26 protein-coding genes and 1 other RNA gene are annotated in these 24998 nt (G+C 49.5%); 14 read left to right on the top strand and 13 right to left on the bottom strand.

Going from position 1 to position 24998, the window contains the following annotated elements; all coding sequences use genetic code 11:
* Nucleotides 1–25: 25 nt before the first annotated feature.
* The 3 genes from serS to IPK30_11920 are packed head-to-tail and all read left to right on the top strand — an operon-like array spanning nucleotide 26 to nucleotide 2404.
* Nucleotides 26–1309 carry a serine--tRNA ligase gene (serS, locus tag IPK30_11930; protein MBK8103939.1) on the top strand — a complete coding sequence of 428 codons (1284 nt, stop codon included), beginning with the start codon at nucleotides 26–28 and terminating at the stop codon, nucleotides 1307–1309.
* Nucleotides 1309–1764, top strand: a complete 456-nt coding sequence (locus tag IPK30_11925; protein MBK8103938.1) for a DUF1289 domain-containing protein — start codon at nucleotides 1309–1311, stop codon at nucleotides 1762–1764. The genes serS and IPK30_11925 overlap by 1 nt, the downstream gene beginning before the upstream one ends.
* Nucleotides 1765–1786: 22 nt before the next feature.
* Nucleotides 1787–2404 (top strand): tRNA-(ms[2]io[6]A)-hydroxylase, encoded by a 618-nt coding sequence (locus IPK30_11920; protein ID MBK8103937.1) that lies wholly within the window; start codon nucleotides 1787–1789, stop codon nucleotides 2402–2404.
* On the opposite strand, the gene IPK30_11915 is transcribed toward IPK30_11920, so the two are convergent.
* A complete protein-coding gene (locus tag IPK30_11915) occupies nucleotides 2391–2735 on the bottom strand; it encodes a hypothetical protein (GenBank protein ID MBK8103936.1) in 345 nt (114 codons plus the stop codon). The two genes, IPK30_11920 and IPK30_11915, sit on opposite strands and share 14 nt — an antisense overlap.
* On the bottom strand, nucleotides 2690–3403 hold the full coding sequence (locus IPK30_11910; GenBank protein MBK8103935.1) for an SGNH/GDSL hydrolase family protein: 714 nt from the start codon (nucleotides 3401–3403) through the stop codon (nucleotides 2690–2692). Before IPK30_11910 ends, IPK30_11915 begins: the two co-directional genes overlap by 46 nt.
* Nucleotides 3404–3522: 119 nt before the next feature.
* Here IPK30_11910 and fadB point away from each other — a divergent pair, with 119 nt between their 5' ends.
* From fadB to IPK30_11895, 3 genes are read left to right on the top strand one after another with little or no spacing between them, the layout of a single operon-like run.
* A complete protein-coding gene (gene fadB, locus IPK30_11905; GenBank protein ID MBK8103934.1) occupies nucleotides 3523–5673 on the top strand; it encodes a fatty acid oxidation complex subunit alpha FadB in 2151 nt (716 codons plus the stop codon).
* 23 nt (nucleotides 5674–5696) lie between these two features.
* Entirely contained in the window at nucleotides 5697–6899 is a 1203-nt protein-coding gene (gene fadA / locus IPK30_11900; protein MBK8103933.1) for an acetyl-CoA C-acyltransferase FadA, read from the top strand.
* Nucleotides 6900–6926: 27 nt separating this feature from the next.
* Complete coding sequence (locus IPK30_11895; GenBank protein MBK8103932.1) at nucleotides 6927–8198, top strand: hypothetical protein; 1272 nt, start codon at nucleotides 6927–6929, stop codon at nucleotides 8196–8198.
* Nucleotides 8199–8207: 9 nt separating this feature from the next.
* Here the strand turns inward: IPK30_11895 and IPK30_11890 are convergent, their stop codons facing one another.
* From IPK30_11890 to IPK30_11860, 7 genes are all read right to left on the bottom strand, one after another.
* Entirely contained in the window at nucleotides 8208–8522 is a 315-nt protein-coding gene (locus tag IPK30_11890; GenBank protein MBK8103931.1) for a TusE/DsrC/DsvC family sulfur relay protein, read from the bottom strand.
* A complete protein-coding gene (gene dsrH / locus IPK30_11885; GenBank protein MBK8103930.1) occupies nucleotides 8519–8818 on the bottom strand; it encodes a sulfurtransferase complex subunit TusB in 300 nt (99 codons plus the stop codon). The genes IPK30_11890 and dsrH overlap by 4 nt, the downstream gene beginning before the upstream one ends.
* A gap of 8 nt (nucleotides 8819–8826) precedes the next feature.
* Complete coding sequence (gene tusC / locus IPK30_11880) at nucleotides 8827–9201, bottom strand: sulfurtransferase complex subunit TusC (protein MBK8103929.1); 375 nt, start codon at nucleotides 9199–9201, stop codon at nucleotides 8827–8829.
* A gap of 4 nt (nucleotides 9202–9205) precedes the next feature.
* Nucleotides 9206–9595 carry a sulfurtransferase complex subunit TusD gene (gene tusD, locus IPK30_11875; GenBank protein ID MBK8103928.1) on the bottom strand — a complete coding sequence of 130 codons (390 nt, stop codon included), beginning with the start codon at nucleotides 9593–9595 and terminating at the stop codon, nucleotides 9206–9208.
* 2 nt (nucleotides 9596–9597) lie between these two features.
* Complete coding sequence (gene hflD, locus IPK30_11870; GenBank protein MBK8103927.1) at nucleotides 9598–10221, bottom strand: high frequency lysogenization protein HflD; 624 nt, start codon at nucleotides 10219–10221, stop codon at nucleotides 9598–9600.
* Nucleotides 10218–11318 carry a tRNA 2-thiouridine(34) synthase MnmA gene (mnmA, locus tag IPK30_11865; GenBank protein MBK8103926.1) on the bottom strand — a complete coding sequence of 367 codons (1101 nt, stop codon included), beginning with the start codon at nucleotides 11316–11318 and terminating at the stop codon, nucleotides 10218–10220. The genes hflD and mnmA overlap by 4 nt, the downstream gene beginning before the upstream one ends.
* Before the next feature lie 91 nt (nucleotides 11319–11409).
* A complete protein-coding gene (locus tag IPK30_11860; GenBank protein MBK8103925.1) occupies nucleotides 11410–11862 on the bottom strand; it encodes an NUDIX hydrolase in 453 nt (150 codons plus the stop codon).
* 62 nt (nucleotides 11863–11924) lie between these two features.
* On the opposite strand from IPK30_11860, the gene IPK30_11855 reads away from it, so the two are divergent.
* The 6 genes from IPK30_11855 to gorA all read left to right on the top strand — a co-directional run bounded on the left by IPK30_11855 (nucleotide 11925) and on the right by gorA (nucleotide 19795).
* Entirely contained in the window at nucleotides 11925–12611 is a 687-nt protein-coding gene (locus IPK30_11855) for an InaA protein (GenBank protein ID MBK8103924.1), read from the top strand.
* Nucleotides 12612–12640: 29 nt separating this feature from the next.
* A complete protein-coding gene (locus IPK30_11850) occupies nucleotides 12641–13312 on the top strand; it encodes a response regulator transcription factor (GenBank protein MBK8103923.1) in 672 nt (223 codons plus the stop codon).
* A gap of 34 nt (nucleotides 13313–13346) precedes the next feature.
* Nucleotides 13347–14630, top strand: coding sequence for a HAMP domain-containing histidine kinase (locus tag IPK30_11845; protein ID MBK8103922.1), 1284 nt, complete (start codon nucleotides 13347–13349; stop codon nucleotides 14628–14630).
* 133 nt (nucleotides 14631–14763) lie between these two features.
* Nucleotides 14764–17475, top strand: coding sequence for a type I DNA topoisomerase (gene topA / locus IPK30_11840; GenBank protein MBK8103921.1), 2712 nt, complete (start codon nucleotides 14764–14766; stop codon nucleotides 17473–17475).
* Nucleotides 17476–17493: 18 nt separating this feature from the next.
* Nucleotides 17494–18441: a hypothetical protein gene (locus IPK30_11835; GenBank protein ID MBK8103920.1), complete on the top strand. Its 948-nt coding sequence runs from the start codon at nucleotides 17494–17496 to the stop codon at nucleotides 18439–18441.
* The gene (gorA, locus tag IPK30_11830) at nucleotides 18431–19795 is read left to right on the top strand and encodes a glutathione-disulfide reductase (protein ID MBK8103919.1); all 1365 of its coding nucleotides are present in this window, start codon (nucleotides 18431–18433) and stop codon (nucleotides 19793–19795) included. Before IPK30_11835 ends, gorA begins: the two co-directional genes overlap by 11 nt.
* A gap of 6 nt (nucleotides 19796–19801) precedes the next feature.
* Here the strand turns inward: gorA and IPK30_11825 are convergent, their stop codons facing one another.
* The 3 genes from IPK30_11825 to ffs form a co-directional block, all read right to left on the bottom strand.
* Nucleotides 19802–20128, bottom strand: coding sequence for a YbaB/EbfC family nucleoid-associated protein (locus IPK30_11825; GenBank protein MBK8103918.1), 327 nt, complete (start codon nucleotides 20126–20128; stop codon nucleotides 19802–19804).
* Nucleotides 20129–20149: 21 nt separating this feature from the next.
* Nucleotides 20150–21838 carry a DNA polymerase III subunit gamma/tau gene (gene dnaX / locus IPK30_11820; GenBank protein MBK8103917.1) on the bottom strand — a complete coding sequence of 563 codons (1689 nt, stop codon included), beginning with the start codon at nucleotides 21836–21838 and terminating at the stop codon, nucleotides 20150–20152.
* Between the two features lie 53 nt (nucleotides 21839–21891).
* An RNA gene (ffs, locus tag IPK30_11815) (signal recognition particle sRNA small type) lies at nucleotides 21892–21987 on the bottom strand.
* Nucleotides 21988–22147: 160 nt separating this feature from the next.
* Between ffs and speE the strand changes: the two genes are divergently transcribed.
* Entirely contained in the window at nucleotides 22148–23011 is an 864-nt protein-coding gene (speE, locus tag IPK30_11810) for a polyamine aminopropyltransferase (protein ID MBK8103916.1), read from the top strand.
* Between the two features lie 59 nt (nucleotides 23012–23070).
* Nucleotides 23071–24159, top strand: a complete 1089-nt coding sequence (locus IPK30_11805; GenBank protein MBK8103915.1) for a type III PLP-dependent enzyme — start codon at nucleotides 23071–23073, stop codon at nucleotides 24157–24159.
* Nucleotides 24160–24230: 71 nt separating this feature from the next.
* On the opposite strand, the gene IPK30_11800 is transcribed toward IPK30_11805, so the two are convergent.
* Nucleotides 24231–24998 (bottom strand): TerC family protein, encoded by a 768-nt coding sequence (locus IPK30_11800; protein ID MBK8103914.1) that lies wholly within the window; start codon nucleotides 24996–24998, stop codon nucleotides 24231–24233.

The raw sequence follows: 24998 nt of genomic DNA, 5'->3' as shown, positions 1-24998 counted from the left end.
TTTATTTTATTGTTGAGAGTAGATCATGTTAGATCCAAAATTATTGCGTACAGATATTGCCGGTGTAGCGAAAGCATTGGCGAAAAGAAATGGCTATGCACTGGATGCTTCTTTATTTGATGGTTTGGAGAATCGCCGCAAAGATTTGCAAATTCGTTCAGAGAACTTGCAGGCAGAAAAAAATAATCTGTCAAAGAATATCGGCAAAGCGAAGGCGGCTGGCGAAGATGTCAACGCGCTGATGGCGCAGGTGAATGGCATGGGTGATGAACTCAATGTCTTGCAAGATGATTTGAAATCCGTGCAAACAGAGCTGGACAACTTTTTGCTGCTGGTTCCCAATACGCCGGATGACAGCGTGCCAGCCGGTAAGGACGAAAATGACAATGTGGAAGTACGGCGCTGGGGAACGCCTAAAGCGTTTGATTATGCGGCGCGTGACCATGTCGATCTCGGTGAAGCGCTGGGTATGCTGGATTTTGAAACAGCTGCCAAAATTACAGGCTCGCGCTTTGTGGTGATGAAAAATGGTTTGGCTCGTTTACATCGCGCATTGATTCAATTCATGTTAAATACACATACGCAGCAACATGGTTATCAAGAAATCTATGCGCCCTATATGGTGAATGCAGACTCACTGCGCGGCACCGGACAGTTGCCAAAGTTTGAAGAGGATTTATTCAAATTATCCGGGGAGCAAAATTACTACTTGATTCCAACAGCTGAAGTGCCAGTCACCAATATTGTGCGCGACAGTATTCTGGAAGACAAAGAATTGCCGCTAAAACTGGTGTGTCACACACCTTGTTTTCGCAGTGAAGCGGGCAGTTATGGTCGCGACACGCGCGGTATGATTCGTCAGCATCAGTTTGAAAAAGTGGAGCTGGTGCAGTTTGTGCGCCCGCAAGACTCTATGGCGGCGTTAGAAAGTTTGACAGCGGATGCCGAAAAAATATTGCAGTTGTTAGAGTTGCCGTATCGCACCATCACGCTGTGTGGTGGCGATATGGGATTCTCTAGCGCAGAAACTTATGACATTGAAGTGTGGCTGCCTGCGCAAAATACTTACCGTGAAATCTCTTCGTGCAGTAACTTTAAAGATTTTCAAGCGCGCCGCTTGCAAGCGCGTTGGCGCAATCCAGAAACAAAAAAGCCAGAGCTACTACATACACTGAATGGCTCTGGTTTGGCAGTGGGGCGCACGCTAGTGGCTATCATTGAGAACTTCCAGAACGGCAATGGCTCTATCACGGTGCCGGAAGTGTTGCGTCCGTATTTGGGCGGTGCTTCTGTGATTGCAAAAGATTAATGCAAACCACTAAGCCTGTTAAAACGCCCTGCATTGGTGTCTGTTCGACAGGTATAGGCGATACGGTATGCCGCGGCTGCAAACGCTTTTCTCACGAAGTGATTGCTTGGAATGCGTATTCGCAGGATGAGCGGCGTGCGGTCTTACAGCGCATCGATGTGTTGTTGGAGCAGATTGTTTTGCGTTGGTTTGTAATTGGTGATGCGCTGATTTTGCGCCAGCAGTTGCAGTCGCAGCAAATTGGTTTTGATTCGGCGCGCGCGCCTGTTAGTTGGGTGGTGGAATTGTTAAAAGCGGGTGCAAGTCAGATTGATGAGCCAGAGCAGTATGGTTTGCATTTAACAGAGTCAGCGCAAGGCAAAGGTATTCGTGAATTGCGCGATGTAATAGATAAAGAGTTTTATGAGTTGTCTTGTGCGCATTATGAACGCTACTTTCAACATGCGCCTTTGTAGAGAGTTTGTGGTGTAAATTGCTATGCAACAGGTTGATATCACGGCAATTACGGAATTTTTGCTCTGTCGCACGCCGCAGGCATGGATAGAGCGTGCTTTGCAGGAGCCTGAGCTGCTCTTGATCGATCATGCCAACTGCGAGAAAAAGGCCGCTTCTACGGCCTTGGGCTTGATGTATCGCCACACCGATCAATACGAATTGCTGCAAAAACTGTCGCGGCTGGCGCGTGAAGAATTGCGTCATTTTGAGCAGGTGGCAGCTATCATGAAAAAGCGCGGTGTGGTGTACAAAACGATCACGGCATCGCGTTATGCAGCTGGTTTGCATGTGCATGTTGCCAAGCGCGATCCTGAAAGGCTAATAGATACCTTGATTCTTGGAGCAATAATTGAAGCGCGTTCTTGTGAGCGCTTTGCAGCATTGGCTCCGCATTTAGATCCTGTGCTGCAGAAATTCTATTTGTCTTTGCTGCAGTCGGAGTCGCGCCATTTTATGGACTATTTGACCTTGGCGAGAAAATTAGCAACGCAAGATATTGAGCAGCGCATTGCTTTTTTCTTGCAGAATGAAAGAGAGCTGATTGAATCACCCGATGCAGAGTTTCGATTCCACAGCGGTGTGCCAGCTATTGCTGCTTAGGTGGCAAAAAATCTTTTTCTAGCATTTCGGAGATTTTTTCAGCGGCAATGGCGTGCCCTGTGGCATTGGGGTGTGTGTCGTCATTGGGGTGAGGGCGTAAATCCATATAAGGAATGGCACTAAAATCTTTCAAGAGATCAATATATTTGATGTCGTTGGTTTGCAGCGTGTCATCAACTTGCTTGTGGATATCGTGCATGGGGTAGTTGCTGAAGTCTAACAGCAGAGGGAATACCACGACGCCAAACTTTGCGCCATCTTGTTGTGTAAGCTTGGTTAATTCTGTCAGTGCTTGTGTTGTCGATTTCCATAAATCTTGGTTGGCATAGATACTGCGATAATTTTTTTTTGGTCAATTTTTTGCATGACGGCTTGCCACTTTAAGTACACCCATGCGCCAAATTGTGTTGTGCGTGATAGCCACTGAAAAGCATCAGCTTGTTTTCTGGCGCTGCCTACACTTTGTACAACAAAAGCAGAGGGGATGGGGTCATTTAATACATAGGCTAGCAGCACAATATCTGGGTGGTAATCGCGTACGCGTGTTTTGTACAGTTCCAGTTCGGCAACAGTGCTATAACCATTGACAGAAAAGTTGAGCACTTCGACTTTCTGTCCATCACGGTTGAGTTGCTTATTGAGTAGATGACTGAAGGTCTCTTCGATTGGAACGCTATAACCGTAGGCTACAGAGTCTCCCAAAATAGCAATGCGCGTAGTGCCGGCTGTTTTTTCTATAGCGAAGTCCGTGCCGCGAAATCCTGCGTTATTGATGTTGGGATCGTTGCGATCAAACTCCATGAATAAAACAGGGTTGCTACTTTTCACCAATTTGGCATTGACGCGTTTGTTATTGGTATTGCCTTTGTCGATGGTTTTCTTCGTGAAGACGGGTAAGTAGTCCAAGGCCTGCAAGGTTCGTACGGTGCATTCTGCCAGTGCCAGTGTGAGTAACAGAGAGAGCAGCGTGATGGCTATGTTGGAGAGTGGTGAGCGCACAGTCGTCAATGATAAAAGAGGCGTATTCCGATAAACTGTAGCAGTGTTTCTGGTGCGTGGAAACCGGTTAATACTTGCTCGCATCAGTTTAAGTGCTGCGTTATGACAGGGGATAGAACATGATTTACCAAGGCAACGCTATCAAGGTATTGCAACAAGCAGACGGCTACGCTGAATTGCAGTTTGATCTCAGCGGCGAATCCATCAATAAATTCAATGTCGCCACGCTAGACGAGCTGGCAGCTGCGCTAGATGCCTTGCGCAAGACGACGGGGATTAAAGGCTTGGTGCTGACTAGTGCAAAGTCAGTGTTTATTGTCGGTGCTGATATCACGGAATTTAATGGCGTATTTTCACGCGGCAACGAAGCCATTGCGGCCTACTTGTCACGCGCCAATGGCATTTTTAGCGAGCTGGAATCGCTGCCATTTCCCACGGTGGTTGCTATTAACGGCTATGCCTTGGGCGGTGGTTGGGAGGTGTGTTTGGCTTGCGATTTCCGCGTGATGAGTGATGCTGCGCGCATTGGTTTGCCAGAAACCAAGCTTGGCATCATTCCTGGCTTCGGCGGCACTGTGCGTCTACCGCGCTTGCTGGGCGTCGATCACGCCATTGAGTGGATTGCCAGCGGTGCAGAACAGAAACCGGCTCATGCTTTAGAAGTGGGAGCTGTCGATGCGGTAGTGGCAGGTGATGTGCTGCGCGATGCCGCGTTTGAATTGTGCGCACAAGCTGCAGCGGGTGTATTTGACTACGCGGCACGACGCAAAGAAAAAACCAGCGCGCTGGCATTGAGTGATTTGGAATTGATGATGGCATTCACCACGGGCAAAGCGGTGGTGTTGGCGCAGGCTGGGAAAAATTTTCCTGCACCGATGGCGGCAGTGAGCGCGATGGAGAAAGCGGCGCGGCTGTCGAGCGCAGATGCGGTAAAAATTGAAACAGATGCGTTTCTGAGTGTTGCGCTTACACCACAAGCACAAGCGCTGATTGGTATTTTCTTGAATGATCAAGCACTGGCAAAAACGGCAAAAAGTTGGGAGAAAAAAGCCTCTAAAAAAGTAGAGCACGCAGCAGTGTTGGGCGCAGGCATTATGGGTGGCGGTATTGCGTATCAATCGGCTTACAAAGGTGTGCCGGTAGTGATGAAAGATATTGCTCAGCACGGTTTGGATCTTGGTTTGGCAGAAGCAAACAAATTGCTGACAAAACAAGTTGAAAAAGGTCGCATGAAGCCTGCGGTGATGGGTGATACGCTGAATCGTATCGTGCCGACTTTATCATACGAGCAAGTCAAGTCAGTGGATATGGTGGTTGAGGCCGTTGTTGAAAATATAAAAGTAAAACAGTCCGTATTGAGTGAGGTTGAGAAAGTTCTTGCGGATGACGCTATCGTTGCCTCTAACACCTCAACCATTTCTATTTCACAGTTGGCAGAAAGTTTGCAGCGACCACAAAACTTTTGCGGCATGCACTTTTTTAATCCTGTTCACGCGATGCCATTGGTCGAAGTGATTCGTGGTGAAAAAACTTCAGATGATGCTGTGGCGCGCACTGTGGCCTACGCGAATGCCATGGGTAAGAAAGCCATTGTGGTGAATGACTGCCCTGGCTTTCTCGTTAACCGCGTGTTGTTCCCTTACTTTGCTGGTTTTGTGCAGTTGGTGAAAGATGGCGCTGATTTTCAGCAAATTGATCGCGTGATGGAAAAGTGGGGCTGGCCGATGGGCCCAGCGTTCCTCTGTGATGTGGTGGGTATTGATACCTGTGTGCATGCGGCGCATGTGTTGGCAGACGGCTTCCCAGATCGCATGAAATCAAACTTCAAAACTGCGTTGGAAATCATGTATGACAACAAACGCCTCGGTCAGAAAAACGGCGTGGGTTTTTACAATCATGAAAAAGATAAAAAAGGTAAGCCAGTGAAAGTCGCCAAAGATGAGGTTTACGCATTGTTGGCACCGGAAGTAGCGGCACGCAAAGAGTTTTCAGATGAAGAAATTATTGCGCGCATGATGGTGGCGATGTGTACGGAAATGGCACGGTGCTTGGATGAGAAAATTGTAGAAAGTGCTGTTGAGGCAGATATGGCGTTGATTTACGGCTTGGGCTTCCCAGTGTTCCGCGGCGGTGTATGCCGTTGGATGGATGCGATTGGTATGCAAGCCTTTGTTGCGATGGCAGAGCAGTACGCCGCGTTGGGTAAGTTGTACGAGCCGACAGCGAGTCAGCGCGCTATGGCAGCCAATCAACAAAAATATTTTGCGTAAGTGCGAGCGAGGAGATCATTATCATGACATCAATTAAAGCAGGCAGCGCACTCAACCCTCGTGATGCAGTGATCGTCGATTTTGTACGCACACCCATGGCGCGCTCAAAAGATGGTTCGTTTCGTTTTCGTCGTGGCGACAATATTTCAGCGGAATTGGTGAACAAACTGTTGGATCGTTATCCGCAGTTGGATCCGGCGACTATTGATGATGTGATCTGGGGTTGCGTTAATCAAACCAAAGAGCAGGGTTGGAATGTGGGACGCATGATCAGCATGGTCACGCGCATTCCATTCACCGTGCCTGCGCAAACCATTAACCGTTTGTGCGGTTCATCGATGTCGGCGTTACATATTGCTGCAAGCAATATTCGCAGCGGATACGGCGATACTTTTTTAATCGGCGGTGTGGAGCACATGGGGCATGTGCCGATGGATTACGGTTTGGAGCCCAATCCACAGGCGAGTAAAAAATTGGCAAAAGCAGCAGGCATGATGGGTTTGACGGCTGAATATCTCGCCATCTTGCACAATATTTCGCGTGAGCAACAAGACGCCTTTGCTGTGCGTTCGCATGCGCGCGCGAATGCGGCGCGTAACGAAGGTCGCTTTGATAAAGAAATTATTGCGATTGAAGGGCACGACATACGCGGTGCCAAGATTTTGTTGACGCAAGATGAAACTATTCGTGCCGATACGACGATGGAATCGCTAGCAAAATTAAAACCAGCGTTTAACCCGAAAGGCGGCACAGTAACCGCAGCAACTTCTTCGCAAATCACGGACGGTGCTTCAACGATGTTGGTAATGGCGGCAGAAAAAGCACAGCAATTAGGACTGAAACCGCGCGCGCGTGTTTTGGGTATGTCGGTTGCGGGTGTGGATCCTTCCATCATGGGTTACGGCCCTGTGCCGGCCACGGAAAATGTGCTGAAGCAAACGGGTTTATCGGTAAATGACATTGAGTATTGGGAGTTGAATGAGGCGTTTGCTGCACAATCCTTGGCGGTATTGAAAGGCTTGGGTTTGTCGGATGCGTTTGAGGATAAGGTGAATGTGAACGGCGGTGCGATTGCTTTGGGGCATCCGCTGGGCTGCTCTGGTGCGCGTATCACCGGCACGCTGCTCAATGTGTTGGAACAGCGCGATGCGACTTTGGGCGTCGCTACCATGTGTATCGGCTTAGGACAGGGTATTGCCACGGTGCTTGAGCGTCTTTCAAGTTAATGCTGCCAAGATGTGGGTGCTGCAGGCGTGACACTTTCGGTCCGTACATTTAAACAGACGCATTTGCCTAATGCCGATGCGCCGGTTTTGTATGCGGTGTGTGAAGTGGATGAAAAAAATCTACTGCAGCGTGCGTGTATTACTGATCAAACGGGTGTTTTAGACGCATTACTTGCAAAAAATCTTGCGCTGAGTTCCATCGCCGCACATTTGCACGCCGCATTATTAGATTTTTCGCAGCCTTTTTGTCTGCAGCCGGTGCATATTCCCAAGCCGTGGGGGCAGGAGATTTGGTACACCGGTATGGAAGTTCGCGGTGTGTCACAAGTGGCAACAGAAACTGGTGCTACGCCGTTGACTTGGTTGTTGTCATTGGCACAGGATGCGGTACTCGGTGTTGGGCAGCAACAGCTGAATTTATTGAAAATTCTTGATCCATTGCCTGAAGAAGTCTTTGGCGATTTGTATTTTGAGTTGCACGAAAAAAAGCGCGAAGTTTATATCGTCACGCATGTTGATCGCTCAGCATGGCCGGATGGTGTGGGTGCAATTCGCTATGGGTTTTCTGCGGATAAACGCAAGCAGTTTTCTGATGATGCTACGTTTGTAGCGGCGTATCAGCAGGCGGTGCGCGATTACGCACTTATTCGGCGTGATATTGATGCGCAACTTGATGTGTTGCGTGAACGCGATGGGTTTGCAGAAAATGCACCTGTGAGTGCCTTGCAAATGCAGCAGTGGTTGCAGGAGGTTTCTGCATCACAAAAAGAAAAAGAACTGGTTCTGCGTAAGACAATGGAATCTTTTACGGCTTTGCGCTCGTTGCATGAAGGCGATGTATTGGCCGTGCCACTGCGTACACCGCATGCATTACAACATGGCGTACGCACCATCGAGTTTCAAACACCTGTATATGAAAGAAAAATCCTCTCGTTTGCGCAGAAAGTGCTGACGCAAAGCCATTGGGATACGGAGGAGGCGCTGCAGTTGGCTGAGTTAGACGCGCCTGCTGATCAGTTATTTCCTGTATTGTGCGATGTTGATGGTGTGAGGCTGGAGCAGATAGTTCAATTTGACGATTTTATTGTGCAGCGTTTGTCTCTCGAGCCTAATGCGATTTTTGTGTGTAAAACAGCAGGCAGCTATGTTTTACTGATAACTGTCATTGGCTGTGTGCAATGCAGTGATAAAGCACTTGCTGCCGAGCAGGCAGTATTGGTTCCTGCAGGTATGGGTGAAGTTTCGTTGCAAAATCTTTCCGCTACCAGTAGTACGGTGCTATTGGCGCGCCCTGCATAACAGTGGGATTTATAAGCAGTTGTCTGGCTTAGGCAGTCCTGCAATTTTTGCCGCCAATTTAGCTGGGCTGCCTGGAAATAACTGCAAAAGATAAATGCTGCTGGATTTTTCTGCGCCCAATTTTTCTTTTAGATATTTGCACAGCGGACGCATAGCTGGCGAGAGGCCAAATTGTTGGTAGAACGCTCGCAGCGCGTGAATCACTTCCCAGTGCGCAGCTGTGAGAGCAATGTTGCATTGTTGAGCGATTTGTGTGGCCAGTTCTTGATTCCATACGGTCAAGTCCAATAAAAAACCTTCTTGGTCATAAAGTGCTTGACTCATGGAAACCAGCTCACCACTTTGCTGTGCTGACAACTGAGCGCAACAAACAACGCATCGTCGGCTGAGGTGGCGTTGTTAGCTATCGTTTGCAGGCCGCGTACTTGCAGGTCAATGCTCATGGCATAAAGCAAGAGTCCCTTTTCTTGTGTGGCGAATAAAAAAGCTTTGTCGGCTAAGTTGTAAGTGCCGTCGCCGAGCAATAGCAGGGCATCACCTTGAGAGGCGCAGCGCAGGAGGCGTTTAGTCAGTTCTGCGTGTTGTTTGGCGGAGGCGTTGAGTGTGTGCAGCGTTGTCATGGTGATCACTACAAAGTAATAACGCAATCAGCGCGCTGAAACAGCGCCGCTTGTTCGGCGGCAGTGAGCGCAGTGGCGGGCAATGTGAGGTTTTCTGCAGCAAGACCCCGTTCCTGTAATGAATTCAGGTCGATATAGATAGATTCAATATCGTAATAGTGCAGAGCATGCAGTACTTTTTCGATGTTTTTTCTTTGAATGAGTTCACTCTGTTGTGAGCAGAGCAATGACCACACGCCATCTCCACTGAAAAATAATTGCACATTTTGTTCAAAGGCAGCAGTAGCCAATGCTGCATCTAAGGCTTCTTGTGTGGCGCTGCTGCCATAGGGTGTGTGCTGTACCACAAATAAAATGGATTTTTTTGCTGTTACAGTTGGCATTGGTTTATCCAAAAGTCACGACGCGATCACTGTGAATAATGGCTTCAGTTAGTAAACCCAAACCACCAATTGACATCTGTGGTGCTGCGTTGGATCCGCTACGCTGCCAGCGTTGGCTCTCTGCCGCATCCAGCACACCGCGTTTAATGGCGGCAGAAACGCAGATCACGGCATCCAATTGCTGCTCTCCGCAGAAATCTTGCCACGCAGCAGAGATATTGTTTTCGTCTTGGGGCGATACGCTGAAAGTGCTGGCGTTATGTATGCCATCGCGGAAGAAAAAAATGCGATAGATGCTGTGGCCGCTTTCCAGTGCAGCTTTAGCAAAGCGCAGCGCCGTCGCCGGTGCTTCGCTGTTGCAGGGGGCGGCTGTCACCAGTAGGGAAAATTTCACACTCAGGCTTCCATTAGTGCAACGGTGGCGTTGTAAATGGCTTTGCGACGAAAAATAAAATCCAAGCGCGAGCCGCCCAGCTGCCGCCACAGGATTGCGGCGCGTACACCGCCAAAGAGCGCGGTGCGGATTTGATCGGCAATGTTTTGCTGTTGTAGTAACTCAGGGCGGCCATTGACCTGCACACGAAATTGGAAAGTGCTCAGTGTGTCGGAATAAATGCTGGCGATGCTGCTAAATACTTGGCTGGAAGTGTGTTCGCCGTGCAAATCAATTTGTTTTTGCAGCTGTTGGATGCGTTTACGCAAAGCATCCAGCATGGATGGGTTTTTAACGAGTTGTTTTTGTAAGTGCAGCATACTGGCGCAATAGCGCAGTGTTTCTGCGCTGGATGCTGTGTCGCGCTCAAATGCTTCGCGCACAGTTTTTAAGCCTAAATGTAGGTGTTTTCTGTTGATGAAGATACTTTCGCTGTCTGGCGCGTCCAGTGCCAGAATGCTGTGGATAGTGCATTGCATGGCTTGCTGATCGGCATTACCTTCGCGTGCGAGTTGGTTAACCAACATGGCAGCTTGCGCAATGCCCGCGAGTGCGATGGCTTGGTCGGTAACGGGTGTGTTGCTCATGCAGTCTCCGTGGAAATTTTTCTTTCAATAATGCCGCCGCCTAAACAAATTTCATCTTGATAGAAGACGATAGATTGCCCGGGAGAAATGGCGCGTTGTGCTTCAGAAAAATCTACGCGAGCATTTCCATTTTCTGACAGTGTAATTCGACAAGCTTGATCGGCTTGGCGGTAGCGAATTTTGCAGTGTAAAGGTGTTTGATGATTGGGTGCTGCACCACTGATCCAATGCAGTTGTGAACACGCCAGTGCAGAAGCGTATTGCGAAGGGTGTTCGCCTTGCGCCACAAGCAGCACATTGTTGGCGAGATCTTTGTCAACCACATACCAAGGGTCTTCACTGGCATCTTTTACGCCGCCGATGCCCAAACCTTGGCGCTGGCCGATGGTGTAGTACATCAAGCCACTGTGTTTGCCAACGATTTTGCCATCAACAGAAAGAATGGTACCGGGTTGTGCAGGTAGATAGCGTTCTAAAAAATCTTTGAAGCGGCGTTCGCCAATAAAACAAATGCCCGTGGAATCTTTCTTCTTGGCGGTGGCGAGTCCGTGCTGTTCGGCCAGTTTTCGCACAGTTGATTTTTCTAACTCACCAATGGGAAATAAAGTTTTAGCTAAGGCTTGTTCGGTCACGGCATGTAAAAAGTAGCTTTGATCTTTTTCTGGATCAAGACCTTTCAATAATGCTGTTTTTTCGTTGATAGTTTTAACGCGGCAGTAGTGGCCGGTGGCGATTTTATCTGCGCCGAGCAAGGTGGCGTAATCCAGAAAAACTTTGAATTTAATTTCGCGATTGCAGAGGATGTCAGGGTTCGGTGTGCGACCTGCGCGGTATTCGGCGAGAAAATACTCGAATACATTGTCCCAGTATTCGCTGGCAAAGTTGGCGGTGTGTAAGTGGATGCCGAGTTTGTCGGCGACAGCTTGCGCGTCTGAAAGATCCGCTTTGGCGGTGCAGTATTCGCTGCCGTCGTCCTCGTCCCAGTTTTTCATGAACAAGCCTTCCACGGCATAGCCTTGCTGTTGTAGCAGCAGGGCAGTGACCGAAGAATCGACGCCGCCGGACATACCGACGATGACTTTGGTGGGGCTGTTCATGATGGGGAGGTGAGCTGAAATAGAGCCTGCCATTCTAAAGGACTCCACTCAGGGAGCCAAAATACCCCTGCTGGCGTACGGTAGCAGCTGTTCAGTGCTCGTAAATGCTGTTGAGAGGTAAGCGGCGGCCGCTGCGGTAATCGTCGATCACCTGTTTGACCAAAGGGCTGCGTAATTCACCTGCAGCTTCTTTGAGCAGTAGGGTTTCGTAGTCCATCCATACAGCCGCTTGTATGCCTTCATCCAGCTGCGTGTTCATGTTTTCGACGAGATTGGCAACAAAAGCCACGCGTAGATAAGTGACGCTATTGGCGGGGGCTGTGTAGGTATAAAGACCGAGCCAGCTATCAATTTTTACTCGCCAAGCGGTTTCTTCCAGCGTTTCGCGGATCGCTGCTGCAACGATAGTTTCGTCTTTTTCCCAGTGCCCTGCAGGCTGGTTGTACACCATTTTTTGCTGAAATTTATCCAGTTCGTGGACAAGTAGAAATTTTCCATCGCGCTCGATAACCGTGGCTACGGTGACATGCGGAAACCATTCCATTTTCATAACCTGTGATTAGTGTTGTCAGAGTATCGCTATAATTCGCATATTGAGTAAAGACGATGGATGCCTGCGTGAGTGCAACAAACGATTTAAGCGTGCCAACCGATTTTAACGGATGGTGGAATCTTCGTGGCGAATCTGTAGAGCCGGCCAATGTACGGCGCGATGGGGAAAGTGGCGTGGAGCGGTTGGTGTTACCGGCATTGGGGATGGTCTACATCAAGCGCCAGCGCAATCACCTGTTTCGTAGTTTGCGTTATCCGTTTGGTTTGCCCACGGTGATGCGTGAAAAATTCGCCACATCGGCATTGAGAAAATTGAGCATCACTACGCCAGAAATTGTCTTTGCAGAAGCGAGAAAAGTGAATGGCGATTGGCAGGCGGTATTAGTCACTAAATCTTTAGATGGCTTTGTCGATTTAGAAACTTGGTACGGTCGCGGCGGTAGACAGCGCATTGGTGACGAGCAGCATCAACGCTTGTTACAAGAAATGGGTCGTGTTCTGGGTGTAGTGCATAACGCACAGTGGCAGCACACCTGTTTGTACCCTAAGCACATTTTTTTGACGGCCGGTGATACTGTTGTGTTGCCTGAAATCGCCTTGTTGGATTTAGAGAAAGCGCGTCATTGTTGGCTGCCTAAAAAAGCATCGCGACGTGATCTCGATCAGCTATATCGTCACAGCCGCGAATTGTGGAGTGAACAAGAATGGAAAATATTGTTGGCGGGTCATGCCAAATCATGAAGCAGCTTTCGTAATAATTGGAGTGAAATATGCGTATTTTATTGGTGGAAGATAATCGCGATATTCTGGCAAATTTAACGGATTATCTTGAGTTAAAAGGCTATACCGTAGACTGCGCGCAAGATGGTATGACGGGGATGCATTTAGCTGTCACGGAGTCCTATGATTTGGCAGTGCTGGATGTGATGATGCCAGGCATTGACGGATTCACGTTGTGTCAGCGCTTGCGCGAAGCGAGAAATAATTTGCCTGTTATTATGTTGACGGCGCGAGATACTTTAGATGATCGTCTACAGGGGTTTTCTTCTGGCGCAGATGACTATCTGGTCAAGCCATTTGAATTGTCTGAACTGGTCGCACGTATCGAAGCCGTGTTGCGCCGTACGCACGGTGCCAGTCGATTATTGGCCGTGGCTGATCTAACTTATGACTTAGATTCTCTGGAAGTGAAACGAGAAAATAAAACCATCAAATTAAACCCAATCAGTTTGAAATTATTGGAAATTTTGATGCAACGTAGCCCGTCAGTGGTGCGCCGCGAGCAGTTGGAAGAAGCGGTATGGGGCGATAATTGCCCCGATAGCGACAGTTTGCGCAGCCATATTCACCAATTGCGCCAATTGATAGATAAGCCCTTTGAAACACACTTATTGCATACAGTGCACGGCATAGGATTTCGTTTGGCATTGCAACAAGCGTGATGGAATATTAGCCAGAGTATAAAAAATGCAGGCATTGAAAAAAAACCAACAACTGTCGCGCCGCATTATTGTCGCTTTTGTATTGATGGCGGCAGTGATCAGTGCTCTGTTTTCTGTTGGCGTTATTGTGGTTGTAAAAGTGGTGGAGAGTCAGCTGCTGAGCAATTCGCTGCACGATGATCTCACGCTGGCAATGGCGCGTTACAGCGAAGGGCGCGATTTGGATTTGCTGCCTGGTTCGCGTTTTTATCACGATAAAACTGATCAGGTGGATGAATGGAATGCACCGCCAGATTGGTTAAAAAATTTGAATACAGGATTCCATGAAGTGTTTCGTGATGGAGAGGCATTTCACGCACTTGTTTATCAGCAGGGTGATGAAAAGTTTTTGTTTTTGCGTGATCAAACCAATTTTGAGCGACGCGAACGAGCTTTGTTTTTGATCGTGGTGGCGGGTTTTGTATTAAGTGTGGTAGCGGCATGGGTGTTGGGCTATTTTCTGGCGCGCCGCATCATGTCGCCAGTTTCGCGTTTGGCGCAGCAGGTGCGTGATCGTGAACAGAAACCTACAACAAGTACGCCCTTGGCGGTTGATTATGCAGCTGACGAAGTAGGGCAATTGGCACTGGCTTTTGATGATGCCTTGGCGCGTATCAATGGCACGCTAGAACGCGAGCGTTTTTTTACTAGTGATGTTAGTCATGAGTTGCGCACGCCGCTGACAGTTATCGCCACGGCGTGTGAATTGTTGCAAGCATCTGCACAGCTCAATGAAAAGCAGCAGAATCAATTGGCAAGGATTCAGCGTGCTGCACAAGAAATGCGCGATCTTGTGCATACTTTTTTGCAATTGGCGCGCAACAATGTCGAAGTGGATGCAGCTATCAGTCGCGTTACTTTAGAGCAAATGGCGCGCGAGCAATGCGAGCAATGGCAATCCACTGCCACAGGCAAACAGTTGTCTTTAAGTTTGGTGCTGGAGTCTGCCCCAGCGCAATCAGACCAACGCTTTAACACTGCCTTACTGCGTGCAGTGATTTCCAATTTGATTCGCAATGCCGTGCATTACACAGATAGCGGCTCCGTGCGCTTAGTGCTGACTAGTACAGGATTTCGCGTAGAAGACACAGGCAAGCAGATTGAAGACGAGCGCAAGGAGGCAATTTTTCAGCCCTTTGTGCGTGGGACTGCGGCGCGTGGAGAGGGTTTGGGCTTAGGGCTGTCCTTGGTGCGGCGTATTTGTGTCCATCAGGGTTGGGACATTCGGCTGTACAACTTGCTGGCAGGTGGCAACTGCTTTGAGGTACGCCTGTTCTGATCATTTTTTAAGCAAAGCCGTTTTTTAGCTTGACCAGCCTAGTCTTCCTTCTTATATAGTCGCACCCTCTGAAGGGTGCCATTGGGGCTCCCCTTTGACCGACTATCCAAAGCTGCACACAGCAAAGGTATTTATGGGCAAATCCCTCGTTATCGTCGAGTCTCCGGCCAAAGCGAAGACCATCAACAAATACTTAGGCAATGACTTTGTGGTGAAGTCATCCATCGGCCATATTCGCGACCTGCCCACCGGCGGTGGCAAAGAGATCGACACCAAGGCGCGTGCTGAGCAAGCTGCGAAAACACGCAAGATGTCGGTGGAAGAGAAAGCCGCGCACCGTGAGCAGAAAGCACAGTCGCAATTAGTGACGCGCATGGGTGTGGATCCTGAAAACGGTTGGAAGGCGCAGTACGAAATTCTCCCGGGCAAAGAAAAAGTGGTGGATGAATTGCGCAAGCTGGCGAAGCAGGCCGACACCATTTACCTCGCGACGGACTTGGATCGCGAAGGAGAGGCAATCGCTTGGCATTTGAGTGAAGCGATTGGTGGCGATAAAGAAAAATATCGCCGCGTGGTGTTTAACGAAATCACCAAAAAAGCGATTCAAGAAGCGTTTGCGCAGCCTGGGCAGTTGGATATTAATCGTGTCAATGCACAACAGGCGCGCCGGTTTCTCGATCGCGTTGTTGGTTTTATGGTGTCGCCTTTGTTATGGGCGAAAGTGGCGCGTGGTTTGTCGGCCGGTCGCGTGCAGTCGGTGGCGGTGCGTTTGGTGGTGGAACGCGAGCGTGAAATTCGCGCGTTTGTGCCGGAAGAGTTTTGGCAAATCCACGCCGATGTAAAAACACCTAAAGGCAGTGCTGTTGTATTGGAAGTGATGAAGCAGGGCGAGCAAACCTTTCGCCCGGTGAACGAGCAGCAAGCAAAAGCCGCAGAGGCCGCCTTGCAAAAAGCGGCGTACAAAGTGGCGGCGCGTGAAGACAAACCCACGCAGTCGCGTCCTTCTGCGCCGTTTATTACTTCCACTTTGCAGCAGGCAGCCAGCTCGCGTTTAGGTTTCAGCGTGAAGAAAACTATGATGCTGGCGCAGCGTTTGTACGAGGCGGGTTTCATCACCTATATGCGTACCGATTCGACCAATTTGTCGATGGATGCCGTGCATGCCTGCCGCGATTTTATTGGCCAGCAATACGGTGAAAAATATTTGCCGAGCAAACCTAATTTTTATGCCAGCAAATCAGGCGCGCAAGAAGCGCACGAAGCTATTCGTCCTTCAGATGTGAAATTGCAGCCGAATAAATTAGCAGGAGTCGAGCGCGATGCAGAGCGTCTTTACACTTTAATTTGGCAGCAGTTTGTGGCTTGTCAAATGGTGCCTGCGCAATACACCAGTACGCGCGTGGATGTAAAAGCGGCAGAGTTTGAGTTGCGTGCGCGTGGCCGTGTGATGTTATTCGATGGTTACACTAAAGTGTTGCCGCAAATGAACAAGAAAGATGGCGAAGAAGATAATATTTTGCCGGACATGAAAGTCGGCGAAGTGTTGACCTTGCAGCAGTTGAATCCTACGCAGCATTTCACCAGCCCGCCAGCGCGTTTCACTGAAGCGAGTTTGGTGAAAGAATTGGAAAAGCGTGGTATTGGTCGCCCATCCACTTATGCCGCCATTATTTCCACCATTCAAGACCGTGGTTATGTGAAGTTGGAAAAACGCCGCTTATTTGCGGAAAAAATGGGCGATATCGTCACCGAGCGTTTGACGGAATCGTTCAGTGATTTGATGGATTACAGCTTCACCGCCAATTTAGAAGAATCTCTGGATGAGATTGCAGAAGGGCAGAAAGGCTGGACGAAAGTGCTCGACAATTTCTACGGCGATTTTCGTCAGAAATTAGCGCGGGCGCAGGGCGATGCAGGCGGTATGCGCGCCAATGATCCCACAGAAACTGACATCAAATGCCCAAGCTGCGGACGCAATATGCAGATCCGCACCGGCAGCACAGGCGTTTTTCTCGGCTGCTCTGGCTACGCTCTGCCGCCAAAAGAGCGCTGCAAAACCACCATCAATTTAATTGCTGGTGATGAAATTGCTGAAGATGACGATGCGGAAGTGCAACAACTGCGCCATAAACATCGCTGCCAAAAATGCAATACAGCAATGGATGCCTATTTGTTGGATGAAAAACGCAAGTTGCATATTTGCGGCAATAACCCTGATTGTGATGGCTATGCTATAGAGGCAGGGCAGTTCAAATTAAAAGGCTATGACGGCCCGCTGTTGGAATGCGATAAATGCGGCTCTGATATGCAGTTAAAAACCGGTCGCTTCGGCAAATACTTCGGTTGCACCAACAGTAGCTGCAAAAATACACGCAAATTATTGCGCAATGGTGAAGCCGCGCCGCCGAAAATGGATGTGGTAAAAATGGAAGAGCTGCGTTGCCAGAAAGTCGATGATTTTTATTTGCTGCGTGATGGCGCTTCTGGCTTGTTTTTGGCGGCCAGTCAGTTCCCTAAATACCGCGAAACACGCGCGCCGCTGGTGTCGGAGTTAATTCCCCATCGCAAAGAAATTGATCCTAAATACGAGTTTCTGTTTTCTGCGCCGCAGCAAGACCCAGAGGGAAACCCTGCAATTGTGCGTTTTAGTCGGAAATCCAAAGAGCAGTATGTGCAGAGTGAAATTGACGGCAAACCTACCGGCTGGCGCGCGTTTTATAAGAATGGCGCTTGGGTAGAGAGCCGCGGCGCGGCGGATGATGAAAGCCCTGTGCGCAGAAAACCAGCAGCAAAAACCACAGCCGCAAAATCTGCTACCAAGAAAACGACTGCCCGCAAAAAGTAACGCCAACAGGAGTTGATCATGCAAACCTTGCCTGTGTTTTTAGATGTAAAAGGCAGGCGGTGTTTGCTGGTTGGTGATGGCGATTCTGCGCAGCGCAAACGGTTTCTATTGGAGCGTGCGGGCGCGGATATTGTCAGTGTACCGGAAAGTGCATTTGATGAATCGCTATTGCAGGATGCGGCACTGGTGATCGTCGCCAGCGATGATGAAGCATTGGCCACTAGTATTTCTGCTGGCGCAAAAAGCAAAAACATTCCTGTTAATGTGGTGGATAAACCTGCACTGTGCACTTTTATTTTCCCAGCCATTGTGGAGCGCGGCGCGGTAACAGTCGCGGTGTCCAGCAATGGCACGGCACCGGTGTTAACCCGCTTGCTGCGTGCGCGTATTGAGGCTCTATTGCCATCCTCTCTGGGTGAGTTGGCGCAGCAAATAGGCAGTTTTCGGCGGCAAGTGTCGCAAAAAATATCCGATGCCAAACAGCGTTTGCGGTTTTGGGATGGTCTGCTACAGCGTTATCTAATCAGTGCCAGCAGTGGTGAGTTATCGCAACAAACGATTGATTTTGACAGGCAGCTTGAGCAGTTTGTGCGCGACGGCGAAGTGCGCGGTCGCGTGGCGATTGTGGGTAGTGGCACGGGCGATCCTGACTTGCTGACTTTCAAAGCGCTGCGCGTTCTGCAAGCCTGCGATTGCGTGATTGCTGACGCAGCGGTCAGTCAGAATATTTGTCGTTTAGCGCGGCGGGATGCGCAACAGCATACCGTGCAGCGTCTGGAGGAAGTTTTTTCTGTGTTGTCTGAGGGCGTTCGCAATAATCAGTATCTTGCATATCTCGTGTCTGGAGATCCGTTGTCTCTGCGCGATATGTCGGCGTTGTTGATGCATTTGCAGGCAGCGAATATTCCTTTTGAAATTGTGCCTGGCGTTATTGATCAGGCTGGAGTCGATTTTCATGCAGTTTGACTTTGATTTGTTGGTGATTGGTGGTGGTTCGGGTGGTGTACGCGCGGCGCGTATGGCTGTTGCGCAAGGTGTGCGCGTTGCCTTGGTAGAAAAACAGTATTTGGGCGGCACTTGCGTGAATGTGGGCTGCATCCCCAAAAAACTTTTTCATTACGCCGCACAGTTTTCTGAGCAGTGCCACGAATCGGTTGGCTTTGGCTGGTCATCAGAAAAACATACGCATGATTGGCAAACGATGACGGCCAATGTGCAAGCCGAAGTGCATAGACTCAATGGCATCTATCAAAAATTATTGCTGGATGCTGGTGTTGAAGTGCTGCGCGGAACGGCCAAGCTGTTGGGCAATCATGCTGTGGCTGTTGATGGAAAAACAATAACCGCACAGCGTATTTTGCTGGCTGTGGGTGGTGCGCCGTGGAAGCCACAGATTACTGGTGTTGAGCACGCCATTACCTCTAATGAATTTTTCTCGCTGCCACAAAAACCGGAAAAAGCCATTGTAGTGGGTGGTGGTTATATCGCCGTTGAGCTGGCGGGGATTTTGCAGGCTTTGGGTGCAAGTACAACGGTGTTGTATCGCGGTGATACTTTGCTGCGTCACTTTGATAGTGATATCAGTCAATTTTTGCAGCAGGAAATTATTAAGAAAGGTATCAATTTACAACTGAGCGACAATGTTGCTGCCATTGAAAAAACCGATGCGGGTTTACTCGTACGCTGTGAAAGCGGAAAAACTTTGCAGGCCGATTGCGTGTTGTATGCCACAGGCAGAAAGCCGGTTACTGCGCAGTTGGGTTTGGAGCAGACGGCGGTACAACTCAAATCGTCTGGGCATATTGTGGTGGATGAAAACTTCTGCACGCATGAACCGTCTATTTTTGCACTGGGTGATGCAGTGGGGCGCAAAGAACTCACGCCGGTCGCCACGGCAGAGGCGATGTGGTTAGTGGATCACTGGTACGGCTCTGGTGCGCGTGAGCGCATTGATTATAAATTGGTGCCGAGCGCTGTTTTCTCGTCGCCGGAAGTGGCGGCTGTGGGTTTAACGCAGCAACAAGCTGAGCAGCGTTATGGTGTGAATGATGTGGTGATTTTCCGCACCGATTTTCGCCCGTTGAAACATACCGTCAGCGGTAGCAGCGAGCGCATGCTGATGAAGTTAGTGGTACAGCAATCCACAGATCGTGTGTTGGGTTTACACATGGTGGGTGCGGAAGCAGGTGAAATCGTGCAGGGTTTTGCGGTGGCGATTCAGGCAGGTGCGACCAAAAAACAATTTGATAAAACAATTGGTATCCACCCAACAGTGGCAGAGGAGTTTGTTACGCTGCGCACGCCGCTGTCGCTCCAGTAGAAAAAATTAAAATGGCATTTTGAAGCCGGGTGGCATTTGCAAGCCACCTGTCATTTTTTGCATTTGTTCTTGCGAGTGGTGTTCCACTTTGCGCACGGCGTCATTCACCGCGGCGGCCAGCAAATCTTCCAGAATTTCTTTGTCTTCGGTCAGTAAGCTGCTGTCGATATTGACGCTGCGTACATCGTGGCGACCGTTCATCACCACTTTAACTAAGCCAGCGCCAGATTCGCCCGTCACTTCCATTTTTGCGACATCTTCTTGCATGCGTTGCATTTTTTCTTGCATCGCCTGTGCTTGTTTCATCAAATCATTCATGTTGCCCAGTTTCATAAGCTGCTCTCAGGTATTTGTTTAGTGTATGGATGGTTGAAAGGGTTCAATCGAACCCTCGGTAATTTGCGCATCAAACGGTTGTAACAGTGCGATGACATTAGGATCGTTGCGGAACGAATCTTCCGCTTCTTGTAATCGCTGTGCTTGTTTTTGCTGTTGCAGTTGATGCGGCGTTGTTTTTTGTGGCGTGCCGATGGTGATGGTTACATCGCAGTGTTGTGCCAAATATTGGCGCAAAGTTTCTGTCAGTTTTTCTGCATGAGAGGGGTTAAAAAGATTGGCTTGCGCTGTGTCGAGTATGAAGTGGTAATGCGAGCCTTCTACGCGATCCAAGCAGCAATGCCCGGCGGTGTTGCGCACGATACCGGCGAGCGGTAAGCGCTGCCACAGTGATGGCCAGCTTTCACTGTCGAGCGTGTGATTGGGCGTTGCGTTATTGGTGGGCGCGGGTGTTGGTGTTACAGGTGCGGGTGCCTGTGCAGCAACAGGGCGCGCAGCGGATAAAGTCGGTGTCGGTTTGCTAACAGGTGCAGCAATAGCAGTAGCAGATGTTGTAGGCGTTGCTGATATTGCTGGGCGCGGCGTCAGTTCAGTTTTTTTTTTCTCGCCGCCACCGGCTGCGTTATGCGGACGAAACGCCAACATGCGCAACAGTGCCATTTCAAAGCCGGAGCGTGTATCCGGTGCCAGTGACAAATCGCGCTGACCGTTTAAGCCAATTTGGTAATACAACTGCACATCTTCGGCAGTCATATGGTTGGCAAGATGTTGCAGCCGTTCGCGCTCATCTGGAAATTGATCGAGTACAGAAGGCGCAGCTTGTGCCACCGCAATGCGATGCAATACGGAGAGCAGTTCATCCAGTGCGCCGCTGTAATCAGGATTCTGTTCTGCTAGTTGCGCAACAGCGGCGAGCAGGGCGGGCGCGTCATTGGCGATCAGCGCATCCAACATAGGATGAATCAAACGACGATCCATCGTGCCCAGCATTTCACGCACGCCAGTTTCCGCAATTTTTTCGCTGCCAAAAGCAATCGCTTGATCGGTTAGGGAAAGCGCATCACGCATCGAGCCGTCAGCAGCGCGCGCCAGCAACCACAGCGCAGCGTCTTCGTAGGGAATCATTTCTTTATCGAGTATGACTTTCAAATACTCGACAATTTTTTCTGGTGCCAAATTTTTTAAATTAAATTGCAGGCAGCGCGACAGCACAGTCACCGGCAATTTATGCGGATCAGTCGTGGCGAGCAAAAACTTTACATGCGCAGGCGGCTCTTCCAGTGTTTTCAGCAGCGCATTAAAGCTGCTAGTGGAGAGCATGTGCACTTCGTCGATCAAATACACTTTGAAGCGACCACGCGCAGGCAGGTATTGCACATTGTCGAGAATCTCGCGCGTGTCTTCGACTTTGGTGCGCGAAGCGGCATCAATTTCAATCAAATCAACAAAGCGCCCTTCAGTAATTTCACAGCAGGCGGCGCACTGACCGCAGGGCTGCGAGCTGATGCCCGATTCACAGTTGAGACACTTTGCCAAGATGCGTGCAATGGTGGTTTTACCCACGCCGCGTGTGCCGGTAAATAAATAGGCGTGGTGCAGACGGTTGTGATCCAGCGCATTGATGAGTGCTTGCAGCACATGCGTTTGACCGGCCATGTCACGGAAGTGTTGTGGGCGCCATTTGCGGGCGAGAACTTGGTAGCTCATGGCCAAACAGTCAGTAAAAAACGAGGCGCTAGTATAGACGAAGAGGGTGGTGTCCCTGCCAGCCGAGCCTCGGCACACAAACGGGCTGCTACCGTTGCTCCCTTCCGGGCCTGGCGGGGTTTACAGCTGTTCATTGCGAGGAACCGACAGGGCCACCATGAAAGCGGGGCGATTATATAGATACTTGCAAATCCTGCAAACCGCCCCATAATCGCGCCCTTCCTTGTACCATTTGCCCTGTATGTCGGCTTGTTTGATGAGCTGGCCGCCATTCTTTTACCCACCACACTTGCGGAGTGAAGCAAAGCCATGACTAAGACCTGGAATGAAACACTGTACGATGCTTGGGGACAACGCCACGACATTGACAAGGTTTATTTCGAGTTTGATACCGGACACCAGCAGTTGATGATTTTTCACAACGCGCTGTTTGGTCGCGTGATGGTGTTGGACGGCGTGGTGCAAACCACGGAAAAAGATGAATTTATTTATCACGAAATGCTGACCCATGTGCCGATTTTGGCGCACGGCAAAGCCAAGCGTGTGTTGATTATCGGCGGCGGCGACGGTGGTATTTTGCGCGAAGTGTGTCGCCACACGAGCATTGAACATGTGACGCAAGTCGAGATCGACAAAGCTGTCATCGACATGGCGATTGAGTATCTGCCGAATCACTCGGCGGGTGCTTACGACGATCCGCGTGCCAATATCGTGATTGATGACGGCTGCCGTTTTGTGGCGAATTGCCAAGAAAAATTCGACATTATTATTTCAGATTCCACTGACCCTATCGGCCCCGGCGAGGTGTTGTTCACCAGTCAGTTCTACAGCGATTGCAAACGCTGCTTGAACGATGGGGGCATCATGGTCACACAAAACGGTGTGGTGTTCATGCAGTTGGATGAAGTAAAAACCACGGCTCAGCGCATGGCGCTGACCTTCGGCGATGTGCATTTTTATACCGCCGCTGTACCAACTTATGTGGGCGGCGTGATGACTTTTGCTTGGTCTAGCGACAACAAAGCGCTGCGCCAAGTGGATATCAACACCATTCGTGAACGCTTCAAAGCTTCAGGTATTAAAACGCGTTACTACAATCCAGATATTCATGCGGCATCGTTTGCGCTACCACAATATGTATTGGATGCCATTGGCAAAACTGACAATAGCTGACGAGGGTTGAGGGAATAATGGCCAACTTGTTTTCGGAAATTCTGTTTGACGAAACCAAAATGCGGGTCATGGTGGAGCAGTATGGTTCGCCGCTGCTGCTCCTTGATTGCGCAAAGTTGGCCGATCAGTACCAGCAGCTTAAAGCTGCACTGCCGAATGTGGGTCTGTATTACGCGGTGAAAGCATTTCCGCATGCGGCTATCGTCAACACCTTGAATCAGTTGGGCGCTGGCTTTGATATTGCCTCAACGGGTGAAATCAATTTATTGCGTAAGCAGAAAGTGAATCCGCGCAACACGATTCACACGCACCCCATCAAAAAAGACAAAGACATTCGCGATGCACTGCGCTTTGGTTGTAGCACCTTTGTGGTGGACAACTTGGTGGAGATCGCCAAGTTTCGCCAATACGCGCACCGTGTGGGTCTGTTGTTGCGCGTAGCATTTCGCAGTCCAGATTGTGCCGTCGATTTATCAAAAAAATTTGGCTGCTCGCCCGAAGAAGTGCCAGCTTTATTAAAAGAAGCCAAGGCACTGGGGCTGCATGTAAAAGGTTTATCTTTTCATGTGGGTTCGCAATCCACTTCTCCCAGCACGCATGTGGCGGCAATTGAAGCCTGCACGAAATTGATCAGCGAATATGAAGTGCCGATCCGCATTTTGGATATTGGCGGCGGTTTTCCTGTGGATTATGACAACGCAGGCGATATTGATATCGAAGCATTTTGTGCGCCGATTCGCGCAGCGCTGAAAAAATTACCGGAGCATGTGGAAGTGATAGCCGAGCCCGGTCGCTATTTGATTGCACCGGCTGCTGCTTCTGTTACTACAGTGGTTGGCAAAGCACTGCGCGGCGATCAGCCTTGGTACTATCTCGACGATGGTGTGTACGGCATGTTCAGCGGTCGCATTTACGATCACGCGCGTTATCCCCTGCATGTATTTCGCACAGGTGAAACTAAACCTTCGGCGGTTGTGGGGCCAACCTGTGACAGCATTGATGTGATTGAAGAGGCATTGCCTCTGCCAGAATTGGCGGTTGGTGATTTGGTGATTGGCCGCATGATGGGAGCCTATACGGCAGCAACCGCTTCAACATTTAATTCGCTGCCGATTCCTCGCATTGTTGTACTCAACGAACCTAATTAATTTTCGTTTTGTAACGATGAAATAAAAAAGCCGCTTTTTGAAGCGGCTTTTTTTGTTATGTGCGCAATGTGTTAGTGCGCGGGTGTATCTTTGTCGGTAGCGGCATAAGCCTCACGCAAATCGACTGGCTTGTGCGATTTGCTACGCAGGCGAATATTCAAGGCTTCGACGGCGATGGAGAAGGCCATGGCGAAATAAATATAGCCTTTCGGTACATGATGGCCGGTGCCATCTGCCACCAGTACAACACCGACGACTAGCAAGAAACCTAGAGCCAGCATTTTGATAGTGGGGTGATCCTCAATAAATCTGCCAATAAAACCGGCAAAGGCAATCATCAAGGCTACAGAAGTAACTACCGCCGCTACCATGACAGGAATTTGATTGCTCATTCCTACCGCCGTAATGATGGAATCCAGCGAGAACACCAAGTCGATAATAATAATTTGGAAAATAATCGCGTAGAAATTGTTTCTGACGGTATGCGTGGCATGGCCTTCAACACCCTCCAATAATTGGTGAATTTCTTGCGTGCTTTTCCAGATCAAAAACAAACCACCGGCTATCAAAATAATGTCACGCCCAGATACGGCTTGTTCCATCACAGTGAATAGCGGTGCGGTCATGTTGGCAATCCATGCCAGTGTCATCAGCAGCGCAATACGCATGAACATGGCCAAGAACAAACCAAGGCGGCGCGCAAACTCGCGTTTCTCCTTCGGCAGTTTTGCTACCAAAATAGAAATGAAAATGATGTTGTCGATGCCGAGCACCAGTTCTAAGGTGGTGAGCGTGATAAACGCCATCCAAGCCTGTGGGTCTGTTAATAATTCCATCAT

This window comes from Cellvibrionales bacterium, assembly GCA_016713115.1.
Taxonomy (GTDB): Bacteria; Pseudomonadota; Gammaproteobacteria; order Pseudomonadales; family UBA7239; genus UBA7239.
The sequence above is the reverse complement of the archived record's forward strand: the minus strand, read 5'-3'. Positions and strand labels throughout refer to the sequence as shown.

Bases quoted from the DNA above. Each gene is read 5' to 3' on its own strand.
- IPK30_11805 (MBK8103915.1), top strand. From the start codon at position 23,071: ATGCGGGTCATGGTGGAGCAGTATGGTTCGCCGCTGCTGCTCCTTGAT.
- fadA (MBK8103933.1), top strand. From the start codon at position 5,697: ATGACATCAATTAAAGCAGGCAGCGCACTCAACCCTCGTGATGCAGTG.
- dsrH (MBK8103930.1), bottom strand. From the start codon at position 8,818: ATGACAACGCTGCACACACTCAACGCCTCCGCCAAACAACACGCAGAA.
- dnaX (MBK8103917.1), bottom strand. From the start codon at position 21,838: ATGAGCTACCAAGTTCTCGCCCGCAAATGGCGCCCACAACACTTCCGT.
- IPK30_11800 (MBK8103914.1), bottom strand. From the start codon at position 24,998: ATGATGGAATTATTAACAGACCCACAGGCTTGGATGGCGTTTATCACG.
- IPK30_11835 (MBK8103920.1), top strand. From the start codon at position 17,494: ATGCAAACCTTGCCTGTGTTTTTAGATGTAAAAGGCAGGCGGTGTTTG.
- IPK30_11860 (MBK8103925.1), bottom strand. From the start codon at position 11,862: ATGGAATGGTTTCCGCATGTCACCGTAGCCACGGTTATCGAGCGCGAT.
- IPK30_11925 (MBK8103938.1), top strand. From the start codon at position 1,309: ATGCAAACCACTAAGCCTGTTAAAACGCCCTGCATTGGTGTCTGTTCG.
- hflD (MBK8103927.1), bottom strand. From the start codon at position 10,221: ATGAGCAACACACCCGTTACCGACCAAGCCATCGCACTCGCGGGCATT.
- serS (MBK8103939.1), top strand. From the start codon at position 26: ATGTTAGATCCAAAATTATTGCGTACAGATATTGCCGGTGTAGCGAAA.
- IPK30_11850 (MBK8103923.1), top strand. From the start codon at position 12,641: ATGCGTATTTTATTGGTGGAAGATAATCGCGATATTCTGGCAAATTTA.
- mnmA (MBK8103926.1), bottom strand. From the start codon at position 11,318: ATGAACAGCCCCACCAAAGTCATCGTCGGTATGTCCGGCGGCGTCGAT.
- fadB (MBK8103934.1), top strand. From the start codon at position 3,523: ATGATTTACCAAGGCAACGCTATCAAGGTATTGCAACAAGCAGACGGC.
- speE (MBK8103916.1), top strand. From the start codon at position 22,148: ATGACTAAGACCTGGAATGAAACACTGTACGATGCTTGGGGACAACGC.
- IPK30_11855 (MBK8103924.1), top strand. From the start codon at position 11,925: ATGGATGCCTGCGTGAGTGCAACAAACGATTTAAGCGTGCCAACCGAT.
- IPK30_11890 (MBK8103931.1), bottom strand. From the start codon at position 8,522: ATGAGTCAAGCACTTTATGACCAAGAAGGTTTTTTATTGGACTTGACC.
- topA (MBK8103921.1), top strand. From the start codon at position 14,764: ATGGGCAAATCCCTCGTTATCGTCGAGTCTCCGGCCAAAGCGAAGACC.
- gorA (MBK8103919.1), top strand. From the start codon at position 18,431: ATGCAGTTTGACTTTGATTTGTTGGTGATTGGTGGTGGTTCGGGTGGT.
- tusC (MBK8103929.1), bottom strand. From the start codon at position 9,201: ATGCCAACTGTAACAGCAAAAAAATCCATTTTATTTGTGGTACAGCAC.
- IPK30_11920 (MBK8103937.1), top strand. From the start codon at position 1,787: ATGCAACAGGTTGATATCACGGCAATTACGGAATTTTTGCTCTGTCGC.
- IPK30_11825 (MBK8103918.1), bottom strand. From the start codon at position 20,128: ATGAAACTGGGCAACATGAATGATTTGATGAAACAAGCACAGGCGATG.